Raw genomic sequence first — 13,522 nt, 5'->3', positions numbered from 1 at the left:
AAGCACCAAAAAACGTCCAACAACAACCAAGATAAGGAAATCACCATGCCAAGAACCACCAAGCTTGCCACCCTGCTCGGACTGCTGCTGTCGGCCCATGTCGTGGCCGATGAGCGCGAACAAGCCTATTTCAAACAAACCTATCAGGAGCACTACGAGCAGATGACGGCGCGTCTCGCCGCGCTGCATCAGAGTGCGGCTGACGAGCAGAACGTGATCATCAAGGATGGCAAGCGCCACCTTGCCATCAACGGCCTGCTCTACCCGCTGACAGCGGATAACCACATCCTGTTCGATCTGCCCAAACCCCACTTTTTCGACGAAACAGCCATTCGTAACGTCTTTGATTTCTTCGATGAGGAGTGGGAGCTGACCTGGTACGACGGTGGGGTCGTAGCGGTCAACAAGCGCTTTGGCAACTATGACTACGGCAACGGCTGTCTGCTGGAGTACTTCCCCCACGGCCAGATCCAGAATGGCGAACGCACCCGGGTGGTGATGGAGACCAGCTCCTGCAGCGTCAACTCGTTTGCCACCTCGCTGCAATATCTGGACAAAGGTGAGGAGCTGACGGCCGCCCAGCTGGGGCTGGACGCCAGCCTGATTACGGCGGTCGAGCGCTATCAGGATCGGCTCTATGTCAGCCAGAACGGCAATCCGGGCCATGTGGCCATTATCGATATCCCGAGCCGCCAGCAGATTGGCGAGATCCGCGGCACCGAAACCGGCAGTGCCACGGCCTACAACCAGGTCAGTGAATTGTTTGTCCGCAACAACCTGCTCTACGTGGTCTCGCGCTACTCGCACCGGGTCGATATCTTCGATCTGGCCGACGAGCATCGCTATGTCACCACCCTGGGAACCGGTCGGGATTCCGGCAGCAACAGCCTGCACCGCACCCAGGCCGTCTTTGCCAATCAGGATTACGTGCTGGTGGCCGATGCGCTGAGCGAGATCAAGGTCTACCGCCAGCAGGATGTGACGCCGGAGAACAGCCTCAAAACCCCCATCGCCGGTCGGCTCGCCTTTGAAGGAAAATACAGCCACCGTCTGGTGCAACTCCATCAGGTGGGTGACTATCTCCTGGCCCACACCGCCGGCAAAAACTACTACATCTATGACCTGCGTAAACTGGCTGATGCCATCGCCAGCAACACACCGCTGGCGCCTGAGCAGGTGATCGCCGACAGCAATCTGCAAAAAATCGACATGGATGGCGATCGGCTGGTGGTGAACTTCAAGGACCGCATCGAGTGGCATGATGCCGATACCCTGATCGCCAACGACTTTCAGTTCAAGAACCCGACCTTTACTGTTCGGGAGATCAACCAGCAGCCCGTGGCGGCGCTGAAAGATCTCCAGCTGGCGGGCTCGGCGCTTGTCACCGCCAACGAGCGTGGCCTGGGTTTCAACCAGCTGCTGAGCAAGGAGATCAGCTTCACGGCCGACGAGCAGTTGCCGGCTCGCCCGCTGATCTTCGATCAGCTGATGCCGGCCGCAGTCAGCTACATACTGCGCAATGACGAACCCTACGAGGTGCTGATCGATCGCGCCCAGCGTTCGGTCAACATCAATTCGCTGGTCAAGACCGAGCTGCTTGATAACGACACGGTGCGCATCACCAACTATGCCGCCAGAGAGCTGCATGACATCAATATCGAGTCACGCCTGAACGGTATCAACAAGTGGCTGATCCTGGGCCAGCTCGATCGCCTGCCCGCCTATGCCCAAATCACCCTGCCACTGAGCGCCTTTGGCGAGCAGGGACGCTTCAACAGCGCCAGCCGCGATGGCGTGTTTGATCTCAACAACCTGCTCGACAACAGCATCAATCTGCCTGCCCAGTTCGAGCACAGGTTCAGCTCCAGCTCGGATCCGTTTGCCCAGAAGCTGGCACGCCTCAAGCCAAGCTGGAACGTGCGCTTCGCCACCAACACCAGCGGCTCCTGGCGCCCCATCAATGCCCTCTACGCCCGCGAATGGCTAATCATCGCCACCAACCTGGCCTACATGGTCTCGACCGAGGAGTTCAAACACGTCTGGTACAACTTCAAGGCGGTAAACGGCTACGAGATGTTCGGCAATGGCGGCAACAGCTATGTGCCGAACGGGATCTTTACCGCAGCCGATTATGACTACTACTACCACAGCCTGATGACGCGCCCCTACCTCAACCTAGGGATCACCGCCATGGGGGGCGGGCTGGGGAGTGGTGGCATCACCGGGGTCGATACCTTTAACTTTGTCAGCCACTACTACGGCAGCTGGGGCATCATTGCCCACGAATTTGGCCACGGCTTCGATGGGAAGTCCTACAGCCATGAGAGCGCGTTTGCCCGTGGCAGCCATGGCTGGCATCCCCTGATGACGGGCATGGCCAACTACCATATCCGCAAGGGCGACCTGCCCTATCTGGACGATGATCTCAACGGCTTCCACAAGCCGGAAAACGACATCTATCGCTACAACTCGGTCAGCCAGGGGGCTCGCAAGCATCGCGCTGACAGCCACATGTACTATACCGACCACTACTTCATGCAATTCTCTGCCATGCCGCAAGGCTGGGTAGCCAACGGCAGCGACTTCAGTGCCGGGCAGCTGGCGGCCCTGACCAATCAGGAGCGACTGCTGATGGGCTGGATCCCCAAAGAGTCGGAGAAAGGCAATCTCTGCCGGTTCACCTTCCAGGATGGCGAGCAGTACTACGGCTACGTAGAACAGCAGGCTGAGGGTCTGCTCTGTGATGCCGGTTCCCTGATCCGCTATCTTCAGCCCGATGGCCAGTTTGTGCCGCTGGTCTCGGCCATCAACCAGTTTGACTGGCTGTCACTCCACCACAAGGGCAAGCTGGATCAGCCAGTACTGCACCAGAATGGTCGCCAGCTCTGCTACAAGAATGTGGCGGGCTTTTACGGTATCGGCTTCGTCAATGACAACAACCAGTGCACCCAGTTGCCCAACGTCTATCAGACCAATGGCAAACACTGGCTGACCAGCTCTGGCTGGACCGGTCTGACCTACCTGAGCGGGGACTTCATCCTGCCCACGACCGGTAGCAGCAGTGACTTCACCGTCACCGATCTGGCGTCCGAATATCTCATCGTCAACGGCGCGCTCGACTTCAGCCTGACGCTGACCACCGCCAACCCGGTGACCGTCACCGCGACCCTGTTGCAGGATGGCAATCCGGTCGCCACCGGCAGCGCCCTGATCGATGGTCAGGGTTCCCTGCAGCTGGCACAGTCTGGCCTAGCGGCTGGCAGTTACGAGCTGTTGCTGGCGGGCATGGCTGAGGGGAGCAAACAGGGCTTCGAGCGCCGCTTCACCCTGGCATTGGTGGAACAGGCACCGGGTGGTGACAGTGACGGTGGTAACGGCAGCTACCCGACCTATGTTGCGGGCACCGCTTATCAGAGTGGCGAACGGGTCAGCAATGCCGGTGGCGACTACGAGTGCAAACCCTGGCCCTACAGCGGCTGGTGTGGCGGCTCGACCGGCCACTATGCACCGGGTACCGGCAGCCACTGGAGCGATGCCTGGATCAAGCTGTAATCATCCGCTCGTGACCAAAAGAGAGCCATAACGACAGAGGGGGAGCCATCGGCTCCCCCTCTCGTTTATCTCTTCAACCCGGCTTAACGGGCATCTTCCTTCAGCCACTGCGCTACGCGCTTGGCGAAGTAGGTGAGGATGCCATCGGCCCCGGCCCGCTTGAAGCAGAGTAGAGACTCCATGATGGTCTCCTTCTCTTTCAGCCAGCCGTTCTGGATCGCCGCCATGTGCATGGCGTACTCGCCGCTGACCTGATAGGCGAAAGTCGGCACGCCGAACTGATCCTTCACCTGACGAACCACGTCCAGATAGGGCATGCCCGGCTTGACCATCACGCTGTCGGCCCCTTCCTGAATATCCAGCGCCACTTCGTGCAGGGCTTCGTTACTGTTGGCCGGATCCATCTGATAGGTGGCCTTGTTGCTCTTGCCGAGGTTGCCGGCAGAGCCAACCGCATCGCGGAATGGGCCGTAGTAGCAGGAAGCGTACTTGGCGGAGTAGGCCATGATCTGGGTGTTGATGAAGCCATTCTCTTCCAGCGCGGCGCGGATGGCGCCGATGCGGCCATCCATCATGTCGGACGGCGCGACGATATCGACCCCGGCCTCGGCATGGGAGAGCGCCTGCTTGATCAGGATCTCGGTGGTGATGTCGTTCAGCACATAGCCTTCGTCATCGATAATGCCGTCCTGCCCGTGGGTGGTGAACGGATCGAGCGCCACGTCGGTGATGACCCCGAGCTCCGGGAAGCGGGCCTTGAGGGCACGCACGGTGCGCTGGGCCAGTCCGTTTGGATTGTAGGCCTCTTCCGCCATCAGGCTCTTGCTCTCCAGCGGGGTGACCGGGAACAGGGCGATGGCAGGTACGCCCAGCTCCACTAGCTCGGCAGCCTCGATCAGCAGCAGATCGATGGAGAGACGCTCCACCCCCGGCATGGAGGGAACGGCTTCACGGCGATTCTCCCCCTCCAGCACAAACACCGGATAGATGAGATCGTTGACGGTCAGTACGTTCTCGCGCACCAGACGACGGCTGAAATCATGTTTGCGCAGACGGCGCAGGCGGCGGCCCGGAAAGGCGCCCGGAAGAGTTGTAGCCATGAATCACTCCTGGAGAGGAAGTTGGAAGAACGCGGCGGAGGTGGCCCGGGTATGGGCCAGCAAGGCCTCGGGCGCTTCACCACGACAGGCCGCCACCACCTGGGCGATGTGCGGCAAAAAAGCGGGTTCATTGCGTTTCGGGCGCGGTTTCAGATCCCGCGGCACCAGATAGGGGGCATCGGTCTCGATCATCAGCCGACCGGCCGGAATACGCGCTACCTGTTCGCGCAGCAGCTGACCACGGCGCTCATCGCAGAGCCAGCCGGTCACCCCGATATGCAGCCCCAGCGCCAGACACTCGTCCAGCTCCTCGTCGGAACCGGTGAAGCAGTGCAGCACGGCTCCCGGTAGTTTCGGCAACCAGGGACGGAGGATCTCGATAAAACGGGCGTGCGCATCGCGGCAGTGGAGAAACACCGGCATCCGGAGCTCAGCAGCCAGTGCCAGCTGGGCGTCGAATACCGCATCCTGCACCGGGCGGGGGGAGAAGTCGCGGTTGTAGTCGAGACCGCACTCGCCAATAGCCACCACCTGCGGCAAGGCTGCCAGCTCGCGCAAGGCGGGCAGGGTCGCCTCATCGACACTCTTGGCATCGTGAGGGTGTACCCCGGCGGTGGAGAAGCAGTAGCCCGGCCAGCGGGCGGCCAACTCGGCGCTCTCGCGGCTGCCAGCCAGATCGGTACCGGTGAGGATAAGCGCTTCCACCCCGGCGGCACGGGCACGGGCCACCAGCTCAGGCTGTTCACCGGCGAACTGGCTGCTGGTCAGATTTAAGCCGATATCGATCATGGGATGAGACGTTCCGAACAAAAGGAATGCATATCAGGTATTTGAAAACCATCTACCGAATGGGGTCTTACCATACGCCTCGAACGGGAGCATGAAAAGAGGAAGGGAGCCTCAGCTCCCCTCGTTCTGCTATTCCTGCGGACGTCGTCATCCTCTCGCCGTCCGGCAAACAGGTGACGAACAGTGCCTCAGCTCTCCCCATCCGGTTGTTCCTGTTGCTCTTCATCTTCTTTCTTCACGTAGAAGCGGGCAAAGAACAGACCTATCTCCCACAGCGCCCACATCGGGATGGCGAGCAGGGTCTGGGAGAAGACATCAGGGGGCGTCAGCAGCATGCCGACCACAAACACCCCGACGATAACGTAGGGACGTTTCTCCTTCAGGTTTTGCGGTGTGGTCACGCCGGTCCAGCAGAGCAGTATGGTGGCCACCGGAATTTCGAACGCCACCCCGAACGCGAAGAACAGGGTCAGTACAAAGTCCAGATAGCTGGCGATATCGGTCGCCACCGTCACCCCTGCGGGTGCTGTGCTGGTGAAGAAACCGAACACCAGCGGGAACACCACGTAGTAGGCGAACGCCATGCCCGCATAGAACAGCAGGGCACTGGAGACCACCAACGGCATGATCAGGCGCCGTTCGTGCTGGTACAGACCGGGGGCGATAAAAGCCCAGGCCTGATAGAGCAGATAGGGGATCGCCACGAAGAAGGAGACCACCAGGGTCAGCTTGATCGGCGTCAGGAAGGGGGTCGCCACATCCGTCGCTATCATGCTGGTCCCTTCCGGCAGCTGGCTGAGCAGCGGCTGGGCCACGAAGTCGTAGATGTTGTTGGAGAAGTAGATCAGCGCCAGAAACACCACGAGGATGGCGGTAATGGAGCGCAGCAAACGGGTTCTCAGCTCAACCAGATGGCTGATCAGGGGTTGTTCGGCCTGACTCATGACTTCACCTCCCCTTTTACTGCGGAGTCGCTGACCGGCACCGGCTCACTCTCTCGCTGGCTATTGACCGGCGGCACGTCGTGGCTCAGTTGCACCGCAGGCTCCACCGGCGTGGCAGGCTCAGCCTGGGCGACCGGCTCGGGGCGCGGCGGACGGATCTCGTTCTCTACCTGATAGGGGCGATTGACCGACTGGGCCGCCGCCTTGAGCTGTTCGATGGACTCCTGCAGCTCGGGGCTCAGGTTGCTCATCTGCAACTGTTCCGCCTTCTTGAGGTCGTTATGCAGCTCTTGCAACTTGAGCTCCTGCTCCAGCTCGGACTTGACCGAGTTCGCGGTCGAACGAATGAGGCGGATCCAGTGGGTAGCCGTGCGGATGGCAACCGGCAGCCGCTCGGGCCCCAGTACCACCAGTGCTACCACACCGATAACGACCAGCTCCCAAAAACCGATATCGAACATGGCTTAGGCCTGGTCTTTGTCTTTCTGTTTGGCGGTCTCACTGCTCTGAGTGGCCGCTTCGTTCAGCTGTTTCGGGGGAAACTCGGCATCTTTCTGCTCGGCCTTGGCATCAGCCGGCTCGTCGGAGAGGGCTTTCTTGAACCCTTTGACCGCCGCGCCCAGATCACCGCCAATGCCGCGCAGTTTCTTGGTACCGAACAGCAGCACGACGATGACTGCAATGATCAACAATTGCCAAATACTGATACCACCCATGATTTTCTCTCCAGAACAGGCGCCTGACGGCGCGGTTGTTGATTAATGGGAACGGGTTCGCAACCAGCCGACCAGCCAGCAGAGGGCTGCACCGGCGAGACTGGCTTGTCCCCACTCAATGTGTTGTTTTTGGGTCAGCAAGAATACACCCGCCAATAGCAGGCTGGCTCCAACCCCTAAGAGGTAGCGGGCCTGCCCCTGCCGACGGCTGTGACGGCGGAACTCGGCAAACATCTGGTCGAAATGACGCTGCTGATGACGGGTCTGACGCAGGGTCTCATAGACCAGCTCCGGCAGCTCCGGCAGCTTCTCGGCCCAGAATGGCGCCTTCTCCTTGATGGCGTTCAATACCGACTTGGGCCCTACCTGTTCGTGCATCCAGTTTTCGAGGAACGGCTTGGCGGTCTGCCACAAATCGAGCTGCGGGTAGAGCTGACGCCCCAATCCTTCCACATAGAGCAGGGTCTTTTGCAGCAGCACCAGCTGTGGCTGCACCGTCATATGGAAGCGACGCGCGGTGTTGAACAGGTTGAGCAACACGTGACCGAACGAGATCTCGGAGAGCGGCTTCTCGAAGATGGGCTCCAGCACGGTGCGGATGGCGAACTCGAACTCGTCCACCTTGGTGTCTGCCGGTACCCAGCCCGACTCCACGTGCAGCTCTGCCACCCGACGATAGTCGCGGTTGAAGAAGGCGAGGAAGTTCTCCGCCAGATAGCGTTTATCTTCCCGATTGAGGGTACCGACGATGCCGCAGTCGATGCCGATCCAGAGCGGGTTTTCCGGATGTTCGTAAGAGACGAAGATGTTGCCCGGGTGCATGTCGGCATGGAAGAAGCTGTCGCGGAACACCTGGGTGAAGAAGACCTCTACCCCGCGCTCGGCCAGCAGCTTCATGTTGGTGCCGTTGGCTTCCAGCGCCGGTATATCGGAGACCGGAATACCGTAGATGCGCTCCATCACCAGCACCTGCTCGCGGCAGAGGTCGGTGATGATTTCAGGCACATAGAGCGCCTCGGAGCCGGTGAAGTTGCGGCGTAGCTGGATAGCGTTGGCCGCTTCGCGCATCAGATTCAGCTCGTCGAGGATGGTCTTGCGATACTCCTCCACCACCTCGATGGGGCGCAGCCGCGCGCTCTGGGGCACGAAGCGGGCCACCAGACGGGCCAGCGCCTGCATCAACCGCAGGTCAGCCTCGATGACAGGCTCGATGTCGGGACGGATCACCTTGATGACGATCTCGCGGCCACTCTCCTTCAAGCGGGCGGTATGCACCTGCGCGATGGAGGCCGACGCCAGCGGCGTCTCGTCAAAGTCATCAAACAGGGTTTCGATGGGACAACCCAGGCTCAGCTCGATCTGCTGGCGCGCCGCCTGACAACAGAAGGGGGGCACCCTGTCCTGCAGCAGGGCCAGCTCCTCGGCGATATCCGGCGGCAGCAGATCGCGGCGGGTCGAGAGCATCTGGCCAAACTTGATGAAGATGGGGCCAAGAGCCTCGAAGGCGAGGCGGATGCGGGCACCGCGGCTGAGATCCGGCTGCTTGTTCTTGAGCCAGAACAGGGAACGACGGGCCAGACGACCCGGCCAGGGCTGATAGCGGGCGGGCACCAGTTCGTCGATGCCCTGCTCCAGCAGGATGGTGATGATGCGATAGAGGCGTTTGAACTCCTTCGGGGTCATCAGGTCACCTGCTGTTCGAAGCGGGCCAGCCGCAGTTCGACGGCCTTGAGCTGCTGGGCCAGCACCTCGACGTCATCGTTGAAACTAGCCACTTCCAGCGGGCCGGGGGCGAGGCGGGCCTCTTCGGTCAGATATTCCGCCAGCTGGCTGCGGGTGCGGCACAGCTCGCGACCGACCAGGCGACGCGCCTGACGGGCACCGCTGAACAAGGTGTGGGCCAGCACGTCGCCGGTATAGCGCGACAGCTCCTCTTCCCAGTCGATATCCAGCTCACCCAGCAGCACGCTGAATGCCTGTACCAGCTGGGGATCACCGCTCAGATCCAGCTTCTCCTCGCGGATATAGCGGGTCAGAGCGGACGGGTCTTTCAGCAGACCGAGGGCGGTCAGCGACAGGCTGAGCACCGCATCGGCCTCCCCTTCATGCTGGGCCAGCACATCCAGTCGACGCTCGGAGAAGACGAACCAGAGCGGCTTGAGTTCACGCAGCTCCAGCTTGAGCACCTTGCCCACCAGTTTGCGCAGCCGCTCCGGGCTCTGTTTGTCCAGTGCCAGCAACTGGTTGAGGCTGGTTTCGATCACCGCGGTGACCATGGCATCCATCGGCATAGGCAACCTTAAAACTTGTAACCGCGGTGCAGGGCGACCACACCCTGAGTCAGATTGAAGTACTCCACCTGCTCGAAACCGACATTTTCCATCATGCCAGCCAGGGTCTGCTGATCCGGGTGCATGCGGATGGACTCTGCCAGATATTTGTAGCTTTCACTGTCGTTCGCGACGATTTCGCCCATTTTCGGCAGCAGTTTGAAGGAGTAGAGGTCATAGAGCTTGGCGATCACTTCACTGACCGGCTTGGAGAACTCCAGCACCAGCAGACGGCCACCCGGCTTGAGCACCCGGAACATGGAGGCGAGCGCCTTGTCCTTGTCGGTGACGTTGCGCAGGCCGAAGCCGATGGTGATGACGTCGAAGTGGTTATCCGGGAAGGGGAGCGCCTCGGCATTGGCCTGCACGTAGGAGACGTTGTTGGCGACCCCCAGATTGCGCAGCTTGTCGCGGCCCACTTTCAGCATGGAGTCGTTGATATCCGCCAGTACCACCTGACCAGTCTCGCCGACGATGCGGGAGAACTTGGCGGTCAAGTCACCGGTACCACCGGCCAGATCCAGCACCTTCTGGCCCTTGCGCACACCGGAACAGTCGATGGTGAAGCGCTTCCACAGGCGGTGGATGCCGAACGACATCAGATCGTTCATCAGATCATACTTGGCTGCCACCGAATGGAAGACACCTGCTACCAGAGTTTCCTTCTCGGTCGCGGCCACGGTTTTAAAGCCAAAATGCGTTGTCGTTGCTTGTTCTGACATCCCTTAAACACCCATAGAGCAAAGAATGGCCGCCAGTTTACCAGAGCCACTGGCGTCCGGACACCTTAAACCCGGCTCGCAACCAACTGCATGCCCAGCACCACCATGGCCAGACAGAGGAAGAGATTGAGACCGATATTGAGCAGCGCTTTCAGATAGGCCCCATGTTGAGCCAGCACCACCGTATCGAGGGCAAAGGAAGAGAAAGTAGTCAGGGCACCGAGGATCCCCACCATCAGCAGCGGCTTCATCGGGTGTTCTACCACATGACCATGACTAATGAGGGCGAATGCCACCCCCATGATGAAAGAGCCCACCACGTTGACCACCAGAGTCCCGTAAGGAAAGTGGCGCCCCAGCAGCAAGGCCATCAGTTCGGCAATCCCAAAACGAAGGCAGGCGCCGATGGCGCCCCCTGCAGCAACATAGAACCAGGTTTGCATGGTGTCACTCCCTCAGGGTCAGACCGCCATTATGTCGCAATGGCGGCCCTTGTGCCCAGAGGCGGAACTAATCGACATCCAGCCTGATTGAAATCTCAGCGGCGAAAATCGATGGGCTCTGGCTCACCCAGCACGATTTCGGTCTGGGCCGGGCGGGTCTGGGCAATCACCTTGCCGTGGCGGATCGAGTAACGCACCGGCACCTGACGGCGCACCGCATCGAAGCCGTTGTCGGCAGGCAGGATCAACAGGTTGGCCGGTTTGCCCACCTCTATGCCATAACGATCCTGCACGTTCAGGGTGCGGGCGCTGTGGCTGCTGATCAGCTTCAGACCGTCGTTGATCTGCTCGTAGCCCATGATCTGGCAGACATGCAGCCCCATGTGCAACACCTGCAACATGTTGGCGGTGCCCATGGGGTACCAGGGATCGAACACATCGTCGTGACCGAAGCAGACGTTGATGTTCGCCTCCAGCATCTCCTTCACCCGGGTAATGCCGCGGCGTTTGGGATAGGTATCGAACCGTCCCTGCAGGTGAATGTTCACCAGCGGATTGGCCACGAAGTTGATGTCCGCCATCTTCAGCAGCCGGAACAGGCGGGAAGCATAAGCGCCGTTGTAGGAGTGCATGGCGGTGGTGTGACTGGCGGTGACTCTATGACCGATACCCCGCTCGTAGGCCAGGGTCGCCAGCGTCTCGATAAAACGGGACTGCTCGTCATCGATCTCGTCACAGTGCACATCGACCAAAACCTGATACTTCTCGGCAAGATCGAAGATGTAATGCAGACTTTCGACCCCATATTCCCGGGTAAACTCGAAGTGGGGGATCGCACCAATCACGTCGGCACCCAGCTTGAGCGCCTCCTCCAGCAGTGCCTTGCCATTCGGGTAGGAGAGGATCCCCTCCTGCGGGAAGGCGACGATCTGCAGCTCCACCCACTCCTTCATTTCTTCCCGCACCTCCAGCATCGCCTTGAGCGCGACCAGATTGGGATCGGAGACATCGACGTGAGTACGGACAAACTGGATGCCGTTGGCGATCTGCCACTTCAGCGTCTGGATGGCGCGCTGTTTCACATCCTCATGGGTCAGCAGCGCCTTGCGCTCGGCCCAGCGCTCGATCCCCTCGAACAGGGTGCCGGAGAGGTTCCAGCTCGGCTCGCCCGCTGTCTGGGTGGTATCGAGGTGAATGTGGGGTTCGATAAAGGGAGCGATCGCCAGACCGCCCTCCCCGTCCAGCACCCGACCGGCGACGGCATGTTCGTCATGGGGTTCGATGGCTGTGATGACCCCATCCTGACAACGGATCTGCCACAACCCTTCCCGATCGGCCAAACGAATATGTTGAATCAGCATTTGTTAGCTTCCTGTACCAGAACCGGCCGCTGGGTGAGGCGAACCAGAATGAAATAGGTGAAGGCGGCGCCCAATACCGCGTTGAGTGGCACTATGCCCGGCAGCCACTTGCCGACAGCCACCCCGACTGCCGTGGCGACCAGCGCCTGCCAGCGCACCGTCTCGAACTGCTGATCGGCAAACTTACGGTAACGCTCACGATTGAGCAGGAAATCCATGATGATAATGCCACCAATCGGGGGAATTGCCGTACTCAAAAAGGCCAGCCAGCCGACAAAGTTGTTGTAAAGCCAGAGGGCGCAAGCCGTACCGATGAGCCCGTTGATCACGCTGAGCGGCTTGCTCTTGAGGCCGGTAATGTTGGCAAATCCGAGACCGGAGGCGTAGAGAGCGTTGTCGTTGGTGGTCCAGATATTGAGACCCAGCACCAGAATGGCGGGGATCAGTAAACCCTGCATCAACATCACTTCCGATATATCGGCCTGCCCGGTCACCGCCGCACCGGCAGCACCGAAGACGAACATTAGCGTGTTGCCCAAAAAAAACGCCACCATGGTAATCATGACGGCGCCCCAGGGTTTGCGACCAAAGCGAACAAAGTCGGCGGTCAGGGTTCCTGCACTGATAAAGGAACCAACCACCATGGTCAACGCCGTGGTGAACTCGATGGGATTGCTTGGTTGTACTTGCTGCAGTGCAGCCATGCCACCGGTCGAGGTCACCGCCAGCCAGACCGAGTAGCCGCCAAGCAGTGCAATGGCCGGTACGGCCACAAAGCTCAGCACCATCAGGGCGGAGATGCCGAAGTAGACGGTCACCGTCATCAAAATGCCCGAAATGGCGATCAGCCAGTTCACATCTATGCCGGTCGCCTTCTGCACCGGCAGGGCAAACATCGCCACGCCAACGCCAAACCAGCCGACCTGAGTACCGCCGAGCAGCAGGGATGGCAGCCAGGAACCTTTCACCCCAAAGGAGTAACGAGCCAGCAGATGGGTAGAGAGGCCGGTTGAGGCACCGATATAACCGAGACAAGCGGTGTAGATACCCAGCAGCAAGTTGCCGATCAGTACCGCCTTGATGAAGTCATCGAATACCAGCCCGGTACCAAGCGTACCACCGGTCCACATGCTGGCAGAGAAGAAGGTCAGGCCGAGCATCACCAGCATCAGCGACAGCACACCTTTGCGCCCTTTGGCGGGTACCGCCCCCAAACAGTATTCGTTATCCTGCGCCATGATCTTTCTCCACGTAATAGGCAAAACGCGCCGGATTTTACATGTAAAACGTTTTACGTCAATCAATCATGGTTAAATATCTGGATAAAACCATCAATAACAGTCAAATGAGTAACCCATCGAGTCTCAAATCAGCAGATAAACAGTGTCGACTGCAAGCAGAGGGGGTTGCTGGAATAGGAAATGTAAGGGGATATAACAAAAATGACAGATGCAAAAAAGCCTCCCTTTTCAGGGAGGCTTTCTATTTAATGGTGCTGATACCCAGAATCGAACTGGGGACCTCATCCTTACCAAGGATGCGCTCTACCGACTGAGCCATATCAG

At 59.6% G+C, this 13,522-nt stretch carries 12 protein-coding genes; 1 reads left to right on the top strand and 11 read right to left on the bottom strand.

Features of this window, described 5'->3' with window-relative positions; translation table 11 throughout:
• Positions 1 to 45 precede the first annotated feature (45 nt).
• Positions 46 to 3,552, top strand: a complete 3,507-nt coding sequence (locus G5168_RS18475) for a hypothetical protein (RefSeq protein WP_421252559.1) — start codon at positions 46 to 48, stop codon at positions 3,550 to 3,552.
• Positions 3,553 to 3,635: 83 nt separating this feature from the next.
• On the opposite strand, the gene hemB is transcribed toward G5168_RS18475, so the two are convergent.
• The 11 genes from hemB to codB all read right to left on the bottom strand — a co-directional run bounded on the left by hemB (position 3,636) and on the right by codB (position 13,195).
• On the bottom strand, positions 3,636 to 4,652 hold the full coding sequence (hemB, locus tag G5168_RS18470; RefSeq protein ID WP_005339394.1) for a porphobilinogen synthase: 1,017 nt from the start codon (positions 4,650 to 4,652) through the stop codon (positions 3,636 to 3,638).
• Positions 4,653 to 4,655: 3 nt separating this feature from the next.
• Positions 4,656 to 5,441 (bottom strand): TatD family hydrolase, encoded by a 786-nt coding sequence (locus G5168_RS18465; RefSeq protein WP_101530640.1) that lies wholly within the window; start codon positions 5,439 to 5,441, stop codon positions 4,656 to 4,658.
• A gap of 188 nt (positions 5,442 to 5,629) precedes the next feature.
• On the bottom strand, positions 5,630 to 6,385 hold the full coding sequence (gene tatC, locus G5168_RS18460; RefSeq protein WP_058058793.1) for a twin-arginine translocase subunit TatC: 756 nt from the start codon (positions 6,383 to 6,385) through the stop codon (positions 5,630 to 5,632).
• The gene (gene tatB / locus G5168_RS18455; RefSeq protein ID WP_115522059.1) at positions 6,382 to 6,846 is read right to left on the bottom strand and encodes a Sec-independent protein translocase protein TatB; all 465 of its coding nucleotides are present in this window, start codon (positions 6,844 to 6,846) and stop codon (positions 6,382 to 6,384) included. Before tatB ends, tatC begins: the two co-directional genes overlap by 4 nt.
• Before the next feature lie 3 nt (positions 6,847 to 6,849).
• Complete coding sequence (gene tatA / locus G5168_RS18450) at positions 6,850 to 7,101, bottom strand: Sec-independent protein translocase subunit TatA (protein WP_005339385.1); 252 nt, start codon at positions 7,099 to 7,101, stop codon at positions 6,850 to 6,852.
• A gap of 42 nt (positions 7,102 to 7,143) precedes the next feature.
• Positions 7,144 to 8,784 carry a ubiquinone biosynthesis regulatory protein kinase UbiB gene (ubiB, locus tag G5168_RS18445; protein ID WP_421252558.1) on the bottom strand — a complete coding sequence of 547 codons (1,641 nt, stop codon included), beginning with the start codon at positions 8,782 to 8,784 and terminating at the stop codon, positions 7,144 to 7,146.
• Positions 8,784 to 9,392, bottom strand: coding sequence for a ubiquinone biosynthesis accessory factor UbiJ (locus G5168_RS18440; RefSeq protein ID WP_005339380.1), 609 nt, complete (start codon positions 9,390 to 9,392; stop codon positions 8,784 to 8,786). Before G5168_RS18440 ends, ubiB begins: the two co-directional genes overlap by 1 nt.
• An 8-nt stretch (positions 9,393 to 9,400) precedes the next feature.
• Positions 9,401 to 10,153, bottom strand: a complete 753-nt coding sequence (gene ubiE / locus G5168_RS18435; protein ID WP_005342396.1) for a bifunctional demethylmenaquinone methyltransferase/2-methoxy-6-polyprenyl-1,4-benzoquinol methylase UbiE — start codon at positions 10,151 to 10,153, stop codon at positions 9,401 to 9,403.
• A 65-nt stretch (positions 10,154 to 10,218) separates the two neighbouring features.
• A complete protein-coding gene (gene crcB / locus G5168_RS18430; RefSeq protein WP_005339378.1) occupies positions 10,219 to 10,596 on the bottom strand; it encodes a fluoride efflux transporter CrcB in 378 nt (125 codons plus the stop codon).
• 95 nt (positions 10,597 to 10,691) lie between these two features.
• Complete coding sequence (locus tag G5168_RS18425) at positions 10,692 to 11,957, bottom strand: cytosine deaminase (protein WP_106844567.1); 1,266 nt, start codon at positions 11,955 to 11,957, stop codon at positions 10,692 to 10,694.
• On the bottom strand, positions 11,951 to 13,195 hold the full coding sequence (gene codB, locus G5168_RS18420) for a cytosine permease (RefSeq protein ID WP_421252557.1): 1,245 nt from the start codon (positions 13,193 to 13,195) through the stop codon (positions 11,951 to 11,953). Before codB ends, G5168_RS18425 begins: the two co-directional genes overlap by 7 nt.
• Positions 13,196 to 13,522: the final 327 nt, after the last annotated feature.

Source organism: Aeromonas sp. 600724 (assembly GCF_049175135.1).
Classification (GTDB): Bacteria; Pseudomonadota; Gammaproteobacteria; order Enterobacterales; family Aeromonadaceae; genus Aeromonas; species Aeromonas veronii_A.
This window is presented reverse-complemented; position numbering and strand designations above follow the sequence as displayed.